This is a genomic window from Halopseudomonas sp. (assembly GCF_036961105.1).
Taxonomy (GTDB): Bacteria; Pseudomonadota; Gammaproteobacteria; order Pseudomonadales; family Pseudomonadaceae; genus Halopseudomonas.
Window position 1 is genome coordinate 17,564 of sequence record NZ_JBALWW010000013.1, and the last position, 20,390, is coordinate 37,953.

Consider the following 20,390-nt stretch of genomic DNA (forward strand, 5'->3'; position numbering starts at 1 on the left):
CTTGCCCATGCCCCCTTAACAATCCCCCAGGGCACCCAGCTGCGCGGCCCTACGGGTTCGCTGCGTTGCTCGACCTGCCGGGGACGCTTGCAAACTCGCTTCGCTCAGACATCGCAAGCGCCTTTTTCCCGTCAGCTCTGCGCTACTCGCCCGCTCAGATGGGAAATTCTAGTCCGTGCAATCGGCTGATTTGTGGTTTTCAAACTTAGACCGAATCACGAGACCTGAAAATCACGCCTTTCTCCGGCCGTTCATCCCCATCCAAGCTGTCGAGTAACGCAGGATTTGAGCGAGAGAGCCGAGGACTGTCTGAGGTGCGGAGCTTGCGTAGCGCCGAGTTCCGCAGGCGCGCTCAACTCTGAGTAACGCAGGGGAGCCGAAGGCCAGCTTGGTCGGGGCCCAAGCTGGTCGCGACCTTTCTTTTGGTTACGGCTCGATGGCCAAGCAAAGAAAAGTAACTCGCCAGCAAGGCGAAAAGCGAGCGACAAACAGAACATAAACTCCCGATATAACATGGTTATAGCCGAGATGTACCGTCAAGACTCACACAGCATATGTCACCCATGTATCTGGATAAGAAACTAACCACCAACCCGGCAAGCAACACAACCATCATCCAACTGTCACACATCCCCGCTAGGGTAAAAACACACCAAACCCGGGCCAATCATGACCGACGCGCTACACCAGATCCAACGCCACCTCCCCGAACACACCCAGCTGGAACGCCTGCTGCACCAGGCAGCACGCCACCTGCGTGTTACCACGCCGCTGCATGTACCCATAGGTGATCTGAGCATTCCCGTGCGCGTGATCGAACTTGGCAGCCGCTCGCCAAACGCCCCGGTGATCGGCTTTTTTGGCGGTGTACACGGTGTAGAGCGCATCGGCACCCAGGTGCTGATTTCCTGGCTGCACAGCCTGGTGCATCGGCTGGACTGGGACGACCAATTGCGCGAGCAGCTTGAGCGCGTGCGGCTGCTCTTCATGCCGATGATCAACCCCGGCGGTATCTGGCACCACAGGCGCAGCAACCTCAATGGTGTAGACCTGATGCGCAACGCGCCGGTGGACGCCATGGGTCCGGTGCCCTGGTTGGTCAGCGGCCATCGCATCAGTCGGCGCCTGCCCTGGTACCGGGGCAAGCTGGGCGCAGCCATGGAGCCGGAATCGGCTGCTGTGGTGAAGGTGGTACAGGAACGCATGCACGGATCACCCTTTGCTATCAGCGTGGATTGTCATAGTGGTTTTGGCCGGCGCGACAGGCTCTGGTGCAGCTATGCGCGCAGCCACAAACCGATAACCCATATCGCCGAGGTATTGAGTCTCAAGCGTTTGTTCGAGCAGACCTACCCCAATCACCACCCCTATATCATCGAGCCGCAATCGATCAATTACACTACCCACGGCGACCTCTGGGACCACTTGTACGACACTGGCCTGGAGCAGCACCCAGACAATCTGTTCCTGCCGTTCACCCTGGAAATGGGCTCCTGGCTCTGGGTGCGCAAGAACCCGCGGCAGATGTTCGACTACTTCGGTTACTTCAATCCGGTGATCAGCCATCGCAAGCAACGGGTGTTGCGTCAGCACTTGCCGCTGTTCGAGTTTCTCACCCATGCCACCCGCTGTTGGCGCAACTGGACGCCGCATCCGGACCAGCGCGAGGAGCTGACCCGCCAGGCCATCGAACAATGGTTTATGGAACCAGATTGATCGTACCGACGCGCCGTCCTTAACCTGTCACACAGCCTTGCCATCATTGCCCGCGTTTACCTCAATCTGAGTTCAGCAAAGGGAGCAATAACATGGCTGGTTTTACTCGGCGGGACTTTCTTCGTGCATCAGCGCTGGCACTGGGCGGCGTGGTGGTTTCTACCGGTCTGCAGGGTTGCCTCAGCAGCAGCTCATCCTCCTCCGATCCCGCAGTTGCTCGGCAGCTGGCCTTCGCGCACGGTGTAGCCAGTGGCGACCCATTGGCAGATCGCATCATGATCTGGACCCGCGTCACGCCCATGGACGGCTCGAGCGCCGATATTGAGGTGAGCTGGGAGGTAGCCAGCGATGCCGCCTTTACTGACCTGCTGCACGATGGCACCGCCAGCACTGGCGAAGCCCGCGACTACACACTCAAGGTCGATGTGCAGAACCTGACCCCAGGCCAGACCTACTATTACCGGTTCAAAGCGCTGGACAAGACCTCCGTCGCCGGCACGATGAAAACCCTGCCAAGCGCTGGAATAGAACAGGTGCGCTTTGCCGTGCTCTCGTGCTCCAATTTTCCGGCGGGCTACTTCCATGCCTATGCGCAGGCCGCGCAGGAAGCCCAACTGGACGCTGTATTGCACCTGGGCGACTACATCTACGAGTACGAGACCGGCGGATACGCCACAGAAGACGCCGCTGCCCTGGGCCGCAGCCTACCGAGCGACAATGCAGGCGAGCTCTTCACGCTCACCGACTATCGTAAACGTTATGCCCTCTATCGCACCGATGCGGATCTGCAGACCCTGCATGCCGCAGCGCCATTCATCGCCGTATGGGATGACCACGAAGTAGCCAACGATACCTGGAAAGACGGCGCCGAAAACCATAACGAGGGCGAAGGAGACTTCAACGAGCGGAAACTCGCTGCACTACAGGCCTACTTTGAATGGCTGCCGGTGCGCCCTGCCAGCGAAGATGACGGACTGACCATCTACCGCAGCTTCGACTTCGGCGACCTGGTCAGCCTGCATATGCTAGATACCCGCATCATCGGGCGAGATGAACAGTTGAACTACGTTAACTATTACGGCCCAACGGGCTTTGACGCCGCGGCGTTCACCGCCGATGTAAGCTCCAGCACCCGCACATTGCTCGGGCAGGAGCAGATGAACTGGCTGCAAAGTCAGATCGCGGTGTCCACTGCCACCTGGCAGGTACTGGGCCAACAGGTATTGATGGGCCGCATGCTGCTGCCTGCCGAAATGCTGACCGCTCTCTCCGATCCGGCCAACTCAAACTTGACCACCACGCTCCCTGAACTGGTTACGCTCAAGCTGCGCGTGCAGGCTGGCGATCCCACCCTCACACCTGCAGAGATCGCACGCGTACAAACCGTGATTCCCTACAACCTGGATGCCTGGGACGGTTACGCCTACGAGCGCGAGGTCATCCTTGGTCTGGCCCGCAGTCTGGACAAGAACCTGGTGGTGCTGGCCGGCGATACCCACAACGCCTGGGCCAACAACCTCAGTACACTTGCTGGTGATGCCGTTGGCGTCGAGTTTGCCACGGCGGGCGTGACCTCCCCAGGGCTGGAAAGCTATCTTGGCCTGCCCGCCGAAGCCATACCCGGCGCCGAACAAGCAATCACCGCACTGGTGGATGATCTGCAGTATCTGAACGCCAGCCAACGCGGCTATCTGCTGGTGACGTTCACCGCCGATGAGGCCCGCGCCGACTGGCGCTTCGTCAGCACCGTCAAGGCGCGGGAGTACGTTGTCGACAACGCCCGGAGCAAAACCCTGCGCACGCTACCCGGTAGCGCAAACCGCACGCTGGTGACCCAGGTCTGAGGCAAAAAAACCCAAGCTTTATGAGCTAATTCAACGAACTAAGGGATACATTTACAGCGCCACTTAACACCCTCTACCCATTTAGGGTATAAGGGCGCTATGAAGATCCCCAAGCGTTTGCAACCACTGGTAGAAGACGGCCTCATCGACGAGGTCATACGTCCCCTGATGAGCGGCAAGGAGGCCGCCGTCTTCGTTGTGCGTTGCGGCAATGAGATTCGCTGCGCCAAGGTCTACAAGGAAGCCACCAAGCGCAGTTTCAAGCAGGCCGTGCTCTATCAGGAAGGCCGCAAGGTGCGCAATTCGCGCCGCGCGCGTGCTATGGAAAAGGGTTCCAAGTTCGGTCGCGACCAGCAGGAATCGGCCTGGCAGAACGCCGAGGTGGACGCGCTCTATCGTCTTGCTGCCATTGGCGCCCGCGTGCCTACCCCCTACGGCTGCTTCGACGGCGTACTACTGATGGAGCTGGTCACCGATGACGAAGGTGACGTCGCGCCACGCCTCAATGATGTATCCATGTCTGCCGATCAGGCCCGTGAAGATCACGCCACTGTCATGGAGTACGTCAAGCTGATGCTCTGCGCGGGCCTGGTGCATGGCGATCTATCCGAATTCAACGTACTGGTCGACGCCTACGGCCCGGTCATCATCGACTTGCCCCAGGCGGTAGACGCCGCCGCCAACAACAACGCGCGCAAGATGCTCGATCGCGATGTGCGCAACATGACCGAGTACTACGGCCAATACGCCCCCGACCTGCTAGAGACGCGCTATGCCGCCGAGATGTGGGCCTTGTACGAAGAAGGCAAGCTTGCGCCGGAGACCGAGCTGACCGGGCATTTTGATGACCCCGAGGGTGAGGCGGACGTGGACAGTGTGGTGGCCGAGATTCGGGCTGTTCTTGAGGAAGAAGCGGCTCGGCAGGAGCGACTCAGGGATGCGGAAGAGGAAGGCTAAAGGCTGCTGGATCATTTGCCATTTCGTCTCCACGCCAGTCCTGCAACACGCCGTTATCGCTCACCAGCACTTGTAGGTTGGACAATGCCGCAGGCTTGTCCACCACAATGCGCGGTTCATCGGCTCATCACCTCTTTCGCCTCCAGGCGAGCTACCCGGGCATGCTTACCCATGCCCTTGGCGGTCTCCGAAAGCGTACACAGCGGTGCGGAGGGCTTCAGCTTTCCACCCTACGGGGCCACGTACACAATAGGGGCGCCAAGCCTCGGTGGCCGGCTAAACGTCTACCTTGCCACGCAACTGCTTGGACTGCCCGCGCTTCACCTTACTATCGACGCGCCGCACCTGCGAGCCCCGGGTTGGCCGCGTGGGTCGACGCTTTTTCTGTACCACTATCGCGCTGAGAATCAGCTCGCGCAGACGCTCGACAGCATCGTCACGGTTCATCTCCTGGGTACGAAATTGCTGCGCCTTGATGACAATCACACCGTCCTTGGTAATGCGCTGGTCAGACAAGCGCAGCAGCCGCTCCTTGTAGAACGGCGGCAGGCTGGAGCGTTGAATATCAAAACGCAAATGGATAGCGCTGGCGACCTTGTTGACGTTCTGGCCACCCGCACCCTGTGAGCGGACGGCGGTAATCTCCACCTCCCAGTCTCCCAGTTGTACTTCGTTTGACAGAACAATCATGCATCAGCCTCCAGAGCAGAAAAGCGTCGGGTTGCGCCCCAACCAGGGCTCAAGGATACGCCGCTGCAACGCTGCGGGCAAAAGCAGGCCGAATCAGCGCGCTTGCTGCAGGAAGTTGACAATCCAGTCGAGCATGACGCCATCGTCCACCTCGGCGCTCAGCGATGCCTGGCCGGCACGGTAGCGGGTGGCCGGCAGCAGGTCTCGGCGAGCGTCCATCAAGTCCGCCGAATACGCCTTGCAGAACTCAGGGTGCCCCTGCACGCTCATGAAGTGCTCGCTGTACTGCAGCAGGTAATAGGGGCAGAAATCGCTGCGCGCAAGAATTTCGGCCTGGGGTGGTAGCCGTACTACCTGGTCCTGATGGCTAACGATCAAGTCGAGGCCGTCGTGGCCAGGCTGCATCCAGGGCTTGCGTACCAAAACCTCGTTGAACGACATGCCCACGCCCCAGCCCCTGGGCGACTTGTGTACTTCGCCGCCCAACGCCTTAGCCATCAACTGGTGCCCAAAGCAGATCCCCACCAGCGGTGTGCCTGCCTCCCATAGCCTCACCATGAAGGCCTGCAGCTGGTCAATCCAGGGCAGCCCGTCATTGACGCCAAACTTGCTGCCCGTAGTCAGATAGCCATCGCACTCATCCGTGGTCAGCGGCAGCTCGCCATCGAGGGCGCGATAAACCCGGTATTCCAGCTGTGGCACACGGGGGCGCAACAGTTTCTCTATCATCTCCGGATAATTTCCGTGCGCCGGCTGCAAGCTTTCACGCACATCATCACACTGCAATAAACCCAGTTTCATCGTTCACCTGCAAGGTTGAAAGTAGGCAAATAGCCCAGGCACACCGCTATTCCAGCGGTGGTATATCGTCTGGCGACACCCCCGCCAAGGTGGCTGCGCTCTCGGCGAACACCAGCGCCGCTTCACTGTCGCCAGCGGCAGCCGCTTGCGCAGCCTGCGCCGCGAGTTCGGCTGCTTCTGCCTCTGGAGGGGCTTGCAGCAAATAGGTGATCGAGCGCTGCAGTCGGTCTGCCACCGTGGCATTCCCCTGGTCGCGAGCCACCTGCTCGCGCTCTTGCAACAGGGCCATGCTCCGTTTTATACGCACATCTGGCGCCATAGCGCTGTCAGAAACTATGTCCGCCGCGCGGTCAGACACCTCCGGCGCCTGTTGCGCGGCAGCCTGCAGAGAGAATGCAAGGCTTGCGGCCAGTGCCAGCCCGCCCAAGGTAAAGCGCTTATCGCATTTCATAGGTTACTTCTGAAAAGGCTGTTCGGCTTGGGTACAGCCGGGCACGCCCTCACGAATATGACGAGAAAAGCTCGCGTCATCCGGCGCCTGCCGCGCGAGGTCGGTAATACGTCCTCGCAAGCGCAGCTCCGCCAGGGAGTAGCCTGACTGCAACCCGCCACGGGCGAACACGTACTCATCAAGATAGCCGCTTAAAAGCAAACGGTAATCCAGAGGCAGCTCGGGGTGAATGCGTTTGGCCATGGTATAGACGATGGTGGTGCAGTTGGCCTTGAGCGTGTGGTAGAAACGTGGCTCTACCGCCAGGGTATTGGCCGCTTCGACAAAACCCAGTAGCAACTTGCGGCCGTTTTCTGCAGAAATGCGCGTACGGTACAGGTAGGCATCCCCTTCGCGGCAGTTGGTACGCACCCGCACCATGTCGCGTTCTTCACTGGCGACGATATTAAGTTCGAAATGCTTGAAGAAACCGCCCAGCACCGAGAACTCTTCGTGCTTCTGACGCCGAATTTCCACGGAAAATGTCAGATAGCGCCCATCGGCAAAGCCGAAGGAGACCAATACATGGGCTATGGGTCTGAGGCCCCAGAAGGACGTAATCATGTCGACGGTCTGCAACTGCGACAAGGCGTACTCGCGGCTGCACCAGACCGGTTCGTACTGCTCCCGGGTAAGCCAGCGAAACTCGCGCACTCGTTGCAGGCTCAAGGTGTCGCCGTCCAGTGCGCCGGTGGTGGTATAGGCCACATCGTCCGCCCAGTCGCCCTGCCCTGTGGGCAACAAGCCACGCCACCACAGCAAGACAGGCGCAAGGCCGGCCGCCAGCCAGAGGGCAGCTGGCAGATAGTCGCCGCGCCACAGGCACAGTACCGAGGTGCTCCAGATCAGCAGCCAGAGACCCAGCGGCAAATAGCGCAGTTGCACCCGGCGCGGACGATGGAACCAAAGGGCCAGTATTACCCAGACATTCAGCAGTAGCGCCAGCAACAGCACAAGACTCAAAAGCATGTCACACCCTCGACCCTCGGTATCGGCGACTCGCCGCGACTCGCGCAGTCTACACCATCCGGTTACCGGTACTGTCACGTCTGGCGGACAATCGCGCGATTGCGTCCTCATCTGCAATCGTTCAATCTTGCTCACAAATAGCAATACTCAGCTTGCAGCAGAATCATTGGCATCTTCTATACTTGGAGCAAGCGCAGAAAGCCGCGTTGGCAACAAGGATGAGTACATGCCCGCAAGAATAAAATCGCGTCAAAGCGTGCGCTATTATTTTCTAATGATCTGGATCCCCCTGATCATCGTTGCGCTGCTCGCCATAGTGCTGCTCATTCGCAGCAATGTAGAAGCAAGGACTGTCACCGCGCACGCTGAGCAGCGTGCGCAAGTTCAGGAGGCGTTAACGCTGCTGGAAGACAGCATCCGTGACATTCGCAGTGATGCCCTCTATCTGGCGACGCTCTCAAGTCTGACCCCAACGCCAGCACATCCAGAGCCTCTGCTTGAAGACAGTACTTACGCATTGACTTCCTTCATGCAGTTCAATCCGCAATACGAACAACTGCGCGTGCTGGACCTGCGAGGCATTGAGCAAGTCCGTGTCGAGCGACAGGACAATGAAGCCGTCATAAAACCCCCAGAACAACTGCAGAACAAGGCCGCGCGCTATTACGTGCAGTTGGGCCTGCAACTTGAGCCTGGGCAGCTTTACTTTTCTGCTTTCGATTTGAATGTTGAGCGTGGCGAGATCCAGCGCCCGCTGAATCCTACCATCCGGGTAGCCACTCCGGTCGCCGACAAGACTGGTGAGACCGCAGGGCTGCTGGTGATGAATTATCGCGGCGCCAACCTGCTCGATGCCTTGGCAGCCATGGATTCGCCGCGCACCGGGCAATTGTGGTTGGTCAATCAGAATGGCTATTGGCTCAAGGGCCCCACTGCCGATCAGGAGTGGGGGTTCATGCTGCCAGAGCGTAGCGAGCAGAGCCTGGCTAAAAAATACGTCAGACTTTGGAGTCAGATTATCCAGAACACGCAACTCGGCGAACTGCTCGACGCCGACGACCATTACAGCTTTGCCTCGATTGACCTGACGCCGACCGAAAGCCCCTCCTTTGAGCAAACATTGGGGCGCCTCCACGTGGTCTCTCACCTTTCCGGCGGGCAACTTGACCAGCTTACTGGACCATTGAAGAAAGGACTGTGGCAAGCAGGCGTATTGATTGCATTGCTGTCCGCTGGCCTGGCGTATGTGCTGGCCCGCTCGGTCGCACAGCGCTGGCACACCGAGTCCAGCCTGCAGGACAGCGAAGCGAAGTTTCGAGCCATGATCGAAGCAGCGCCAGACGCTATCATAATCACTGACACCGACGGAACCATCGTGCTGCTCAACGAACAGGCCATCCGACTGTTTGAATATACCCAGCAGGAGCTGTTGGGGCAGAAGGTTGAAGTCCTGTTACCCGAGGAGCTGCGTAGAGGTCATATTCAGCACCGTCAGGGATACGTAAGCGCTCCAAGGCCACGGCTCATGGGCTCGGGTTTACGCCTTCAAGCGAAACGCAAGGACGGCAGTGAACTGCCAGTGGAGGTCAGCCTGAGCCCTATTCGCACCCCCTCAGAAACGCTGGTGTTCTGCGCCATTCGCGACGTGACCGAGCGCCGAGAGACCGAAGACAAGATCAAACAGCTGAACAACGGATTGACCGCCCAGAACAACGAGCTACAGGTGGTGAATCGCGAGCTGGAAGCATTCAGCTACTCGGTCTCGCACGACCTGCGGGCCCCGCTACGCGCTATTGACGGTTTTAGTCAGATTTTAACCAGCAGTCTGTCTGACAAGCTGGATGAGCAGGAAGTCGACTACTTCAACCGCATCCGCAAGGCGGCGCAGAAAATGAGCAAGCTGATTGATGATCTGCTGCTGCTCGCCCGCGTCTCGCGTGCCGACGTACTGTCAGCCGAAGTAAATCTGAGTAACCTGGCAGAATCCGCCGTGCAGAACCTCAAAGAGCTGCAGCCTGAGCGCGAAATCGATATTCAGATCCAGAAAGGAATATGCGTGGAAGGCGATCTGGCGCTGCTGCAGGTCACGGTCCAGAACCTGATTGGTAACGCGTGGAAGTTCACCGGCAAGACCGAGCACCCGCAGATCCAGGTGGGGACAGAGATTCAAGACGAAGAAGAAGTTATTTTCGTACGGGACAACGGCGCGGGCTTCGATATGAACTACGCTGACAAACTCTTTATTCCGTTTCAGCGACTGCATAGCGGCAACGACTTTCCTGGCAGCGGTGTCGGCTTGGCCACCATCGAACGAATAATGGCCAAACTGAATGGCCGCATCTGGGCCGAATCGGTCACCGGCCAGGGCGCCACCTTCTTTCTCAAACTCAAGTTGGTAACGAACAGGTCATGAAAAACCGATCTATACTTCTGGTGGAAGACAACGCGGACGATGTCGCGCTGATGCTGCACGCGCTGAAGAGTAACCGCATCACCAACCAGATCAGTGTCGCCGAAGACGGTGAGCAGGCGCTGAACATGCTGTTTTCCGACAAGGGAGAAGCGGCAAACCAGCCCGCTTTGATCCTGCTGGACCTCAATCTGCCCAAGGTTGAAGGGCTTGAGGTGTTACGCCAGCTGCGAGCCAACGCCGACACGCGCCTGATACCGGTCGTCGTACTCACCTCGTCGCTGGAGCAGAGCGACCTGCAGAACGCCTACGGATATGGCGCCAACAGCTATCTGCGCAAGCCAGTCGACTTTGAGGAGTTTGTTCAGGTTACCCGTGACCTCGGGCATTACTGGCTGCAACTGAACAACCCGGCAGTGGAAGCCTAAGCAGGAGGGGCAATGGAACCACGAAAACCGGAGGACCCGCAAAAACAGTGGCGCATCCTGATTGTTGAAGACAATGAGGATGATGCTCTGCTGGTCGTCAACCACCTGGAAGTCCATGGCTGGTCGGTGATTTGGGAGCGGGTCGAGACCGAAGACACACTGCAGCGGGCACTCAGCAGAAGCGAATGGGACGTTGTTTTGTCTGATTACAGTATGCCCCTATTTGATGGCGAGCATGCGCTTGCCTCGGTTCGCCAGCACAGCGAGGACCTGCCCTTCATCTATGTTTCCGGTACCCTGGGTGAAAAGGCTGCCGTAGAGGCTATCAGAGCGGGCGCGCAGGATTATATCGTCAAGAATGACCTGCAGCGCCTGGCGCCAGTCATTCAGCGTTCTGTCGCCGAGCGCGCCGCCGAGAAGACCCATCGCGCCTCGCGCCAACTACTACGTAAACTGTCACAGGCGGTAGACCAGGCCGCGGACAGTATTTCCATCACCGATCGCGAAGGCCGTATCGAGTACGTCAACCCGGCTTTCGAACGCATGACCGGGTACAGTGCGGCGCAAGCGAATGGACAGCTGTTCACGCTGCTGAAGGCACCTGAGCAGAATCCTGAAGCACACGCTCAGATTAATGAGACTCTGCGCGAAGGCCATACCTACCGAGGCACGCTGATCAACCGTACTCAGTCCGGCAGCGTATTCTTTGAGGAAAAGGTCATTTCACCTCTCGTAGACGCTGAAGGCAGGATTACTCACTACGTCTCTACCGGCCGTGACGTCACCGAGCGCATCAAGGCGGAAGAGGACCGCATGCGCCTGAATGCGATTCTGGAGGCTACTACCGATGCCGTGGCCATCAGCGACGCTCAGGGCAAGGTAATGTATCTGAACCGAGCCGGACACGAGTTGTTTGGTGAGGCCAGCTATGAATCGCCATATCGTGTAGAAGACCAATCCAACTCCGCCATGCAGACCGCCCAGGAACTGATTCTCAGCGCCCTGAATCAGGCCGAGCGACATGGTGTAGTTGAACGTGAATCCATGCTCAACCTGGCCAACGGAGAACAGCTGTATCTGTCGGAAGTGATCATTGCGCACCGCGACAAGTCAGGTAAAACGGCCTACTTTTCGACTATTGCACGCAACATCAGCGAGCGAAAGCAGTTTGAGGCAGAACTGCAGCATCAGGCGACCCACGATGGCCTCACTGGTCTGGCCAACCGGGTAATGCTGGCACAACAGCTGCAAAGGGAGATTCATCGGGCTGAACAACGCCAATCCAGAATGGCCGTTCTCTTTCTCGACATGGATAACTTCAAGCGGATAAACGATAGCCTTGGCCACGGCACCGGCGACTTGTTGCTTCAGCAGATCAGCGGGCGGCTAAGTCGCCATATCAGGCCCAACGACCTGCTAGCGCGCTATGGGGCGGACGAGTTTGTGATAGTTGCCAGCGATCTGAATGCCCCCGAGGCCATTGTTGGCGTATTAGATAAACTCAAGCGCGCCTTCGAAGCGCCCATTCGCCTGGCCGAACAGGACATTTTCCTTAGTTTTACCGCTGGCGTATCTATCTGGCCAGACGATGGACTAACGGTTGAGGCGCTGCTGCGCAATGCCGACTCTGCGATGAATCAGGCCAAGGCCGCGGGCGGCAGAGCTTTTCGCTTCTATGCACCTGCTATGAATGAGCGTCAACAAGATCTTTTAGCCCTGGAATCAGACCTGCACTGGGCGCTGGAACGCAGTGAGTTCGTCATTTACTACCAACCTCAAGCCGACATGCTCAGCGGCAAGGTGGTAGGTATGGAAGCGCTGTTGCGCTGGAACCATCCCGAACGTGGATTGATTCAGCCTGACGATTTCATTCCACTATTGGAAGAAACCGGCCTGATCGTAAAAGTTGGCCTATGGGTTCTCAAACAGGCGTGCTTAGATGCCATGGCGCAGCAGGCAGTAACCCAACAACCGCTGCGCATGTCGGTAAATCTTTCGGCCCGACAGTTTGCCGCCGGCGACTTGGCCGTGCAGGTGGCCGACGTGCTCGCAGACATCGGCTTTCCCCCGAATCAGCTGGAGCTAGAAATCACCGAACAGATGTTGATCAACGATCTGGAGACGTCTGCCGGCACTCTGGAGGCCTTGCAGCGTCTAGGTGTGCGGGTAGCCATCGATGATTTTGGCACTGGCTACTGCTCTCTGGCATACCTCAAACGTTTCCCGCTGCATGCGTTGAAAATCGATCGAACCTTTGTAAGGGAGCTGCCCGACAATCTCAGTGACAGCGCCATAGTCGAGGCAACTATCCTGTTGGCCCACAAATTAGGTCTTGAAGTAGTGGCCGAGGGTGTGGAACAGCCAGCACAGCTGCAATTCCTGCGTGGGTTGGGGTGCAATCTCATACAGGGTTATTGCCTGAGCAAGCCAAGACCCTATTCCGATCTGCAGGCCATGATCCGGCTGGACCTCAAAAACTGTTATTGATGGAGGTCTGGCGGAGCCTCCTCGGGCGGGCCTCGAGCTATCTTGCGTTGAGCCCAGCGGCATCGCCAGCCGAGTAGCTCAGCGCATACGCCTGTCGCCTTTCCCTTGCAAGACCCTTCCCGGGACAGCACAATACTGTACGCACAACCAGTACTGTATTCTTTATGCCGATCCCCGACGCCGCCAATTTTTATTACCTGAGCAACTTCCAGACTGTGCTGGACTGGGTGGCCGCCCGCTATGCCGATTTGCTCAGCGAGTCAGAGCACGCATTTATCACCCGATTCAGCACCCTGCCCCAACCTGCGCAAGCCTTGCTGGTGCGTCTGGTAATGCGCAAGGGCCCACACTTTCGGTGCAGCAAGCTGGTATATGCCGAGATTGGGGACATCCCTACAGCTGCCGCGCCGCTGCTTGCGCTTGGCTGGCTGCGCGATGACCAACCGCTGCAGGCCCAGGAGCTGGCCAACCTGTTACTCAAGCGTGAACTGGTGAAGCTGCTGCCCTCCCTCGCCGGCTTGCCAGCGCCCGGCAAAGCTGAGCTGATCGCCCTGTTGGCCGAGACGCAGCCACAGGCCTTGCCCTGGCAACAATGGCAAGCAGCGCCACAGGATCGGCTCTTCAGCCTGACAGTGGGGGCGCTATGCGAACGGCTGCGACTTTTGTTTTTTGGCAACCTGTCCCAGGGCTGGGCAGAGTTTGTACTGGCGGATCTAGGCCTCTTCCGTTATGAGCAAGTGGGCTTCAGCGCCCATTCGCGAGGCTTTCACCAGCGCCAGGAAGTGGACGATTACCTGCTGCTGCAGCGCTGTAGGGAGGCCTTTGATGAGGGCCAGCCGGCAAAAGACATTCTGGCCGCGCTGCAAGCGTTCTCCAGCAGCAGTCCCTGGATAGAGCAACGCTGCCAACGGCTGCGGTTTCGCCTGAGCCAACAATTGGAACGCGAAGGCAATCTGGAACTGGCGCTGCAACACTACGCGCAAACCCACTACCCCGGCGCGCGGCAAAGACGCATCCGCATTCTGGAAAAAACCGGGCGGCACAGCCAGGCCTACCATCTGGCCACCGCAGCGCTTCAGGCACCAGAAAGCGAGGCAGAGTTGCAGCTGGTGGAGCGCGCGCTGCGTCGTCTCAGCCGCCAACTGAAGGCGCCTTTGCCGCACCGTTCTACGCCCGCAGCCATGCCAGAACAGCATCTGCACCTGCCGCAACAGGTCGGCATGGCAGTCGAGCATGCCGTGGCCAGACAGCTGAGCCAACCCGAAGGGCGGGTTTACTATGTCGAGAATGCCTTGCTGGGCAGTCTGTTCGGGTTGCTCTGCTGGGAGGCGCTGTTCGCCCCGCTGCCCGGTGCCTTTTTTCATCCCTTCCACAGCGCACCGGCAGACCTGTACAGCAGTGATTTCTATACAAGACGGCGTAGGCTGTTCAACCATTGTCTGGCCCAGCTCGACAACGGTGAATATCGCACCTGCATTCGTCAGCGTTATCGGCAGAAGCAGGGAATACAATCGCCCTTTGTGCACTGGGCGCTGCTGCACGAACAGCTGCTGGAGGACGCCTTGCAGTGCATCCCCGCCGCCCACCTCAAGCTCTGGTTTCAGCGCCTGCTGCAGGATATCAAGGCCAACCGCGCCGGCATGCCGGATCTGATTCAGTTCTGGCCCGCAGAGCAGCGCTACCGCATGATCGAGGTCAAAGGACCGGGCGATCGCCTGCAGGATAACCAGCGTCGCTGGTTGGACTTTTGCGCCAGACATCAGATGCCCGTCGAAGTCTGTTACGTCACCTGGGATGAGGCTGAGTACGCATGACCTATAGGGTCGCAGTGCGCGCACTTTGCGAGTTCACCGCCAAGGAGGGCGACCTCGACCTGCGTTTTACCCCCTCGCCCACCGCCCAGGAGGGCGTCGCCGGGCACCAGACCGTGGTGGGCCGGCGTGGCGAGGGCTACATCAGTGAACTCCCGTTGGCCGGCAGCTATCCAGAGTTGTTGGTAGCTGGCCGTGCCGACGGCTATGACCCTGCGCAGAACCTGCTGGAAGAAATAAAAACCCATCGCGGCGATGTGGCGCGTATTCCCGACAACCACCGCAGCCTGCACTGGGCGCAGGTCAAGGTTTACGGCTGGCTGCTCTGCGCTGAGTTGGAGCTGTCGCAGATCGATCTGGCTGTGGTGTATTTCAACGTCACCAGCCAGAAGGAAACCCAGTATCGCGAGAGCTTCAAAGCCGATGACCTGCGGCGTTTCTTTGCCTTGCAATGTGATCGTTTCATCGCCTGGGCGCGGCAAGAAACGCAGCACCGCGGTGAGCGGGATGCCTGTCTGCAAGAGCTGCGCTTTCCGCACGCCAGCTTTCGTGCAGGGCAACGTCAACTGGCCAAGGCGGTTTTTCGCGCAGCGCGCGATGGCGATACCATCATGGCGCAAGCCACCACCGGCATCGGCAAGACCCTGGGTACCCTGTTCCCGCAGCTCAAGGCCTTCCCCGAGCAGCAATTGGACCGTCTGTTCTTTCTCACCGCCAAAACGCCCGGCAGGCAACTGGCGCTGGAAGCGCTGGCCACCCTGCGCAGCCAGCAAAGCGACATGCCCCTGCGCGTCCTGGAACACACCGCCCGCGAGAAAGCCTGCGAACATCCCGACAAAGCCTGCCATGGCGAATCCTGCCCCTTGGCCGAGGGCTTCTACGATAGGCTGCCGGCAGCGCGGCTGGCTGCGGTCAACGCCCGCTGGCTGGATCAATCGAGCGTGCGCAGTATCGCGCTGGCGCACAACATCTGCCCCTACTACCTCAGTCAGGAGCTGTGCCGCTGGAGTGATGTGGTGGTGGCCGATTACAACTACTACTTCGACATGACCGCCCTGCTCTACGGCCTGACCGTGCTCAACGACTGGCGCATCACCCTGCTGGTGGACGAGGCGCATAATCTGATCGACCGCGCGCGCGGCATGTATACCGCCGAGCTCGACCAGACCGTGCTGAATGTACTCAGACGCACTGCTCCCAAGGGGTTGAAAACCCCTCTGGATCGCGTCGCGCGCCACTGGAACACCCTGCACCGTGATCAACTTGACGATTATCAGATTTATCCGACCATCGCGGACCTGTTCATCGCCAGCCTGCAAAAAGCGGTCAGCGCCATCACCGACCACCTGACCGAGCAGCCAACAGGCAATGACGCGGCCCTGCTGCGCTTCTATTTTGACGCCATGTTATTCTGCCGCCTGGCCGAAGCCTACGGCCCGCACTCACTGTTCGACATAACCCGACATGAGGGCTTTGGCGGCCAGCGCACGCTTTCGACCCTGTGCTTGCGCAACATGGTACCGGCGCCCTTTCTCAAGCAGCGCTTTGCCAGCGCCCACAGCACCACCCTGTTTTCCGCCACTCTGAGTCCGGCACAGTACTACAGCGACCTGCTCGGACTGCCGGAGGAGAGCCGCTGGCTGAATGTCGAATCGCCCTTCAAGCCGGAGCAGCTGGAAGTTTCTGTGGTGCGTAATCTCTCAACCCGCTACCAGCATCGCAGCGCCAGCCTGGCGCCGATAAGCCGGCTCATAGGCGAGCAGTTTGCGCGGGCGCCCGGCAATTATCTTGCCTTCTTCAGCAGTTACGCCTATCTGCAACAGGCGCTTGAGCAGTTCCAGAATGACCATCCAGGCATTCCGGTCTGGGCCCAGTCGCGCAGCATGAACGAGGGCGAGCGCAGCGGCTTTCTCGCCCGTTTCACCGAGCACACCCAGGGCATCGGTTTTGCCGTACTGGGCGGCGCCTTCGGTGAAGGCATAGACCTGCCCGGCAGCCGCTTGATAGGCGCGTTCATCGCGACCCTTGGGCTACCCCAGATCAATCCGGTAAATGAGGAAATGAAAGAACGGCTGCAAGCCATGTTTGCCGACAGCGGCGGCAATGGCTACGACTACGCCTACCTCTACCCCGGCCTGCAGAAAGTGGTACAAGCCGCCGGCCGGGTGATTCGCAGTACGCAGGACAAGGGCGTCGTCTACCTGCTCGACGACCGCTTTGGCCAACGTAGTGTGCGCGCGCTGTTACCCGACTGGTGGCAGGTTGGCAGCCAGTTGATCTGAGACTCAACCCGCCCGATAGCTCTGGCGTCGCGTGGTTTGACCAACCAGCCGCGACGAAAGCCTACCAACAATTAGCCTAATCGCTCCATTGGGTACAGCGCATTGCACACCGGTATACGCGATCCTGATAAATCTCGGCGATCTGGTTATCACTGAACCTGTCGTGTCGACAGATCGATATTGACATGTGCGTCGACAACCTGCGAACGGCCCCGGTTAGTGCAACTGGCAGCGCCAACTCCGTGCTAGGATTCTGGCAACACGTCACCGGGCCTGTGATCCACTCTGGCTCGCCATCCACTGTTCGGGACCAAGCAATATGAGCAACGAAAAGCACTACGAACCGCCCAAAGTCTGGACCTGGGACGCCGAAAGCGGCGGCAAATTTGCCAACATCAATCGTCCGATCGCCGGGCCAACGCATGACAAGTCACTACCGGTCGGCAAACATCCATTTCAGCTGTATTCACTGGCCACGCCCAATGGCGTAAAAGCCACCATCATGTTCGAGGAATTGCTGGAGCTGGGCCTGGTTGATGCCGAGTACGATGCCTGGCTGATTCGCATCAACGAGGGCGATCAATTCTCCAGTGGATTTGTCGCCGCCAACCCCAACTCCAAGATTCCGGCGCTGATGGATCACAGCACTACACCGCCAACGCGAGTGTTCGAATCCGCGTCCATTCTGCTGTACCTCGCAGAGAAGTTCAGCGTGTTGTTACCAAAGGATCATGCCCAGCGTACCGAAGCCATGAACTGGCTGTTCTGGCAGATGGGTTCGGCGCCCTATCTGGGCGGTGGCTTTGGCCACTTCTATGCCTATGCACCGGAAAAATTTGAATACCCCATCAACCGCTTTGCCATGGAGGTGAAGCGTCAGCTCGATGTGCTCGACCGCCACCTGGCCGACCACGACTACATGGCCGGCAGCGAGTACAGCATCGCCGATATCGCCATTTACCCCTGGTACGGCGGCCTGGTTCAGGGCGTGCTCTACAGTGCCGGCGAGTTTCTTTCCGTGCACGAATACACCCACGTGCAGCGTTGGGCGCAAACCATCGCACAACGCCCAGGGGTCAAACGCGGACGTATGGTCAACCGGGTCTGGGGTGACGAGTCCGAGCAACTGGCCGAGCGTCACGCCGCAAGCGATTTCGCTGGTAGGTCCTGAACCGTTTCAACCCTTAGCCTCATCGCCGCCCAGTTGGAGGGGCGGCGAGCAGCTGAAAAGCGAACCACTGCCTGAGCGCTGTTGTCTCTAAATCATCGATAACGCACCAGCTTGGTGCGGCGCTTGAGTCATGCCAGTATAGTGCACCGCTGATCTGCCTATCCTTGAGAGACAACAATGCGCCAATCCCTTGCAAGCTATCTTGATCAAGTAAAACACCGCGACCCCGGCCAACCCGAGTTCCATCAAGCCGTGGAGGAAGTTCTGACTTCGTTGTGGCCCTTTCTCGAAGAGAACCCGAAATACCTCAAGGCGGGCATTATTGACCGCTTGCTGGAACCCGAGCGCGTCATCATGTTTCGCGTTGCCTGGCTGGACGACGCCAATCAGGTCCAGGTCAATCGCGGCTACCGCATCCAGATGAACAGCAGTATCGGCCCCTACAAGGGTGGCCTGCGGTTTCATCCTTCGGTCACTCTGGGGACGCTCAAATTTCTTGCCTTTGAGCAGGTGCTGAAGAACGCCCTGACTACCTTGCCCATGGGTGGTGGCAAGGGAGGCTCCGATTTCGACCCCAAGAACAGAAGCGACGCGGAAGTCATGCGCTTCTGCCAAGCCTTCATGACGGAGTTGTCGCGGCACATTGGAGCAGACCTGGACATACCCGCCGGCGACATTGGCGTAGGTGCACGGGAAATCGGCTACCTGTACGGCCAGTACAAGAGAATGCGCAACGAGTTCACCTCGGTGCTCACCGGCAAGGGGCTGTCCTACGGCGGCAGTTGCATACGCCCGGAGGCGACCGGTTATGGCTGCGTGTACTTTGCCGAGGAAATGCTCAAGGGCCGTGACGAAAGCTTTGCCGGCAAACGCGTGGCGATTTCCGGGGCCGGTAACGTGGCCCAATACGCCGTTCAGAAGGTACTCGATCTGGGTGGACTGGTAATATCGGTTTCCGACTCAAAGGGCACGTTGCACTTCGAGCAGGGCATGACCGCAGACCAGTGGCGAGAGCTCATGGAGCTCAAGAACGAACGCCGCGGCCGCCTGGAGGAAATGGCCAGCGCCACCGCCCGCTACCTGGAAGGCCAAACGCCCTGGCACCTTGAATGCGATATTGCCCTGCCCTGCGCCACCCAGAACGAACTGGACGAGCGCGACGCCCAGCGGTTGATTGACAACGGCTGCCTCTGCGTTGCCGAGGGGGCGAATATGCCCTGCAGCCTGAAAGCAGTGGATCTGTTCATTGCCAACCGGCTTCTCTTTGCTCCGGGCAAGGCATCCAATGCCGGCGGGGTAGCCGTTAGCGGTCTGGAAATGAGCCAAAATGCCATGCGCGTGCACTGGAGCGCGGGCGAGGTCGACGAGAAACTGCATGGCATCATGAAATCCATCCACTCAGCCTGCGTACAGCATGGCCGAGAGGATGACGGTTACATCAACTACGTCAAAGGCGCAAATATTGCCGGCTTCGTGAAGGTCGCCGAGGCAATGCTGGCCCAGGGCGTGATCTGATCTCAAGGCAGTCATCGAGCAGCTCAAGGCAATGCCAAGCGACGCAGCTTGGCATTTGCGCAACACGCACAAAATCTAGCATGCGCGATCAAAGAAGGTGTCCAGCCGGCAGCGCTTGGCCTGGCAAACGGTGTAGGTACGCACCGCGTCCGGCCACTGCACCGCCTTGACCACGCTCAGACTGCGCAGCATCGGGAACAGGGCAATATCATCCCAGCGCAGCGCACTGCGATGTGAGGTCAAATCAATGATGTGTTGCAGCTGCGCCAGATTCCTGTTCACGTCACAGGCGGTGTTGTGGGTATCGGCGAGCGCCTCGTTGAAATCCCCAATGCTGGCGGTCTTCTTCCTGAGAAAGTGCTCGTAGGCACTGGGCGAGGCAAACTCCTCAAGCCCGATTCGGGTCCAGCGCGGATATCCCAGATACTGCAGATTGGGCACAAGCTCCTCAATCCATTTTTGCAGCTCGGCGGTGTCGGGCTTGCGCACAATGGGCTTGCCATCCAGGTAATCCAGATATTTCACGATTCCCATGCTGTCGGCCATGGGCGTGTCGTCCTGACGTATCAGCACGGGAATCTGATGCTGGCCCAGCAATCGGGTGATGGTCTGTTCGTCATCGGCCGGCAGCACCACGGTTTTGACCTTGATCTCTTTAAGGTTCAAGAGCATGCGTACCCGTGCGCTGAACGGGCAATGGTCGTAGTAGTACAGTTTCATAAGCCACCTGATCGGCTGGTCCCGAAGCGGATATGGGGATGTCCATTTGCTAGTGACCCAGGCCCGCGCGCATGGGTTTAACCTTTGTTGCGTATTGCC

At 58.8% G+C, this 20,390-nt stretch carries 15 protein-coding genes; 10 read left to right on the top strand and 5 right to left on the bottom strand.

The window, feature by feature from the left end; translation table 11 throughout:
- Window positions 1-669: 669 nt before the first annotated feature.
- From V7756_RS12965 to V7756_RS12975, 3 genes are all read left to right on the top strand, one after another.
- Complete coding sequence (locus V7756_RS12965) at window positions 670-1,716, top strand: DUF2817 domain-containing protein (RefSeq protein ID WP_335610607.1); 1,047 nt, start codon at window positions 670-672, stop codon at window positions 1,714-1,716.
- 92 nt (window positions 1,717-1,808) lie between these two features.
- Complete coding sequence (locus tag V7756_RS12970) at window positions 1,809-3,560, top strand: alkaline phosphatase D family protein (RefSeq protein WP_335610608.1); 1,752 nt, start codon at window positions 1,809-1,811, stop codon at window positions 3,558-3,560.
- A gap of 99 nt (window positions 3,561-3,659) precedes the next feature.
- Window positions 3,660-4,517, top strand: coding sequence for a PA4780 family RIO1-like protein kinase (locus V7756_RS12975; protein WP_335610609.1), 858 nt, complete (start codon window positions 3,660-3,662; stop codon window positions 4,515-4,517).
- Window positions 4,518-4,793: 276 nt separating this feature from the next.
- Here V7756_RS12975 and arfB read toward each other — a convergent pair whose 3' ends face one another.
- The 4 genes from arfB to V7756_RS12995 all read right to left on the bottom strand — a co-directional run bounded on the left by arfB (window position 4,794) and on the right by V7756_RS12995 (window position 7,467).
- The gene (arfB, locus tag V7756_RS12980; protein ID WP_335610610.1) at window positions 4,794-5,207 is read right to left on the bottom strand and encodes an alternative ribosome rescue aminoacyl-tRNA hydrolase ArfB; all 414 of its coding nucleotides are present in this window, start codon (window positions 5,205-5,207) and stop codon (window positions 4,794-4,796) included.
- 93 nt (window positions 5,208-5,300) lie between these two features.
- Window positions 5,301-6,008, bottom strand: a complete 708-nt coding sequence (locus V7756_RS12985) for a glutamine amidotransferase-related protein (RefSeq protein ID WP_335610611.1) — start codon at window positions 6,006-6,008, stop codon at window positions 5,301-5,303.
- A gap of 46 nt (window positions 6,009-6,054) precedes the next feature.
- Entirely contained in the window at window positions 6,055-6,459 is a 405-nt protein-coding gene (locus tag V7756_RS12990; protein ID WP_335610612.1) for a hypothetical protein, read from the bottom strand.
- Between the two features lie 3 nt (window positions 6,460-6,462).
- Window positions 6,463-7,467, bottom strand: a complete 1,005-nt coding sequence (locus tag V7756_RS12995; protein WP_335610613.1) for an Lnb N-terminal periplasmic domain-containing protein — start codon at window positions 7,465-7,467, stop codon at window positions 6,463-6,465.
- A 226-nt stretch (window positions 7,468-7,693) separates the two neighbouring features.
- Here V7756_RS12995 and V7756_RS13000 point away from each other — a divergent pair, with 226 nt between their 5' ends.
- The 7 genes from V7756_RS13000 to gdhA all read left to right on the top strand — a co-directional run bounded on the left by V7756_RS13000 (window position 7,694) and on the right by gdhA (window position 19,571).
- On the top strand, window positions 7,694-9,880 hold the full coding sequence (locus V7756_RS13000) for a sensor histidine kinase (protein WP_335610614.1): 2,187 nt from the start codon (window positions 7,694-7,696) through the stop codon (window positions 9,878-9,880).
- On the top strand, window positions 9,877-10,305 hold the full coding sequence (locus tag V7756_RS13005; RefSeq protein WP_335610615.1) for a response regulator: 429 nt from the start codon (window positions 9,877-9,879) through the stop codon (window positions 10,303-10,305). The genes V7756_RS13000 and V7756_RS13005 overlap by 4 nt, the downstream gene beginning before the upstream one ends.
- Before the next feature lie 12 nt (window positions 10,306-10,317).
- Window positions 10,318-12,792 (top strand): EAL domain-containing protein, encoded by a 2,475-nt coding sequence (locus V7756_RS13010; RefSeq protein WP_335610616.1) that lies wholly within the window; start codon window positions 10,318-10,320, stop codon window positions 12,790-12,792.
- Window positions 12,793-12,956: 164 nt separating this feature from the next.
- A complete protein-coding gene (locus tag V7756_RS13015) occupies window positions 12,957-14,606 on the top strand; it encodes a VRR-NUC domain-containing protein (RefSeq protein ID WP_335610617.1) in 1,650 nt (549 codons plus the stop codon).
- Window positions 14,603-16,885 (top strand): ATP-dependent DNA helicase, encoded by a 2,283-nt coding sequence (locus tag V7756_RS13020; RefSeq protein ID WP_335610618.1) that lies wholly within the window; start codon window positions 14,603-14,605, stop codon window positions 16,883-16,885. The genes V7756_RS13015 and V7756_RS13020 overlap by 4 nt, the downstream gene beginning before the upstream one ends.
- Before the next feature lie 319 nt (window positions 16,886-17,204).
- On the top strand, window positions 17,205-18,056 hold the full coding sequence (yghU, locus tag V7756_RS13025; protein WP_335610619.1) for a glutathione-dependent disulfide-bond oxidoreductase: 852 nt from the start codon (window positions 17,205-17,207) through the stop codon (window positions 18,054-18,056).
- Between the two features lie 177 nt (window positions 18,057-18,233).
- Window positions 18,234-19,571, top strand: a complete 1,338-nt coding sequence (gdhA, locus tag V7756_RS13030; protein ID WP_335610620.1) for an NADP-specific glutamate dehydrogenase — start codon at window positions 18,234-18,236, stop codon at window positions 19,569-19,571.
- A 75-nt stretch (window positions 19,572-19,646) separates the two neighbouring features.
- On the opposite strand, the gene grxB is transcribed toward gdhA, so the two are convergent.
- The gene (gene grxB / locus V7756_RS13035; RefSeq protein WP_335610621.1) at window positions 19,647-20,291 is read right to left on the bottom strand and encodes a glutaredoxin 2; all 645 of its coding nucleotides are present in this window, start codon (window positions 20,289-20,291) and stop codon (window positions 19,647-19,649) included.
- Window positions 20,292-20,390: the final 99 nt, after the last annotated feature.

Excerpts from the sequence above, each read along its gene's own strand:
- V7756_RS12965 (WP_335610607.1), top strand. The coding sequence starts at position 670 with ATGACCGACGCGCTACACCAGATCCAACGCCACCTCCCCGAACACACC.
- V7756_RS12970 (WP_335610608.1), top strand. The coding sequence starts at position 1,809 with ATGGCTGGTTTTACTCGGCGGGACTTTCTTCGTGCATCAGCGCTGGCA.
- V7756_RS12975 (WP_335610609.1), top strand. The coding sequence starts at position 3,660 with ATGAAGATCCCCAAGCGTTTGCAACCACTGGTAGAAGACGGCCTCATC.
- arfB (WP_335610610.1), bottom strand. The coding sequence starts at position 5,207 with ATGATTGTTCTGTCAAACGAAGTACAACTGGGAGACTGGGAGGTGGAG.
- V7756_RS12985 (WP_335610611.1), bottom strand. The coding sequence starts at position 6,008 with ATGAAACTGGGTTTATTGCAGTGTGATGATGTGCGTGAAAGCTTGCAG.
- V7756_RS12990 (WP_335610612.1), bottom strand. The coding sequence starts at position 6,459 with ATGAAATGCGATAAGCGCTTTACCTTGGGCGGGCTGGCACTGGCCGCA.
- V7756_RS12995 (WP_335610613.1), bottom strand. The coding sequence starts at position 7,467 with ATGCTTTTGAGTCTTGTGCTGTTGCTGGCGCTACTGCTGAATGTCTGG.
- V7756_RS13000 (WP_335610614.1), top strand. The coding sequence starts at position 7,694 with ATGCCCGCAAGAATAAAATCGCGTCAAAGCGTGCGCTATTATTTTCTA.
- V7756_RS13005 (WP_335610615.1), top strand. The coding sequence starts at position 9,877 with ATGAAAAACCGATCTATACTTCTGGTGGAAGACAACGCGGACGATGTC.
- V7756_RS13010 (WP_335610616.1), top strand. The coding sequence starts at position 10,318 with ATGGAACCACGAAAACCGGAGGACCCGCAAAAACAGTGGCGCATCCTG.
- V7756_RS13015 (WP_335610617.1), top strand. The coding sequence starts at position 12,957 with ATGCCGATCCCCGACGCCGCCAATTTTTATTACCTGAGCAACTTCCAG.
- V7756_RS13020 (WP_335610618.1), top strand. The coding sequence starts at position 14,603 with ATGACCTATAGGGTCGCAGTGCGCGCACTTTGCGAGTTCACCGCCAAG.
- yghU (WP_335610619.1), top strand. The coding sequence starts at position 17,205 with ATGAGCAACGAAAAGCACTACGAACCGCCCAAAGTCTGGACCTGGGAC.
- gdhA (WP_335610620.1), top strand. The coding sequence starts at position 18,234 with ATGCGCCAATCCCTTGCAAGCTATCTTGATCAAGTAAAACACCGCGAC.
- grxB (WP_335610621.1), bottom strand. The coding sequence starts at position 20,291 with ATGAAACTGTACTACTACGACCATTGCCCGTTCAGCGCACGGGTACGC.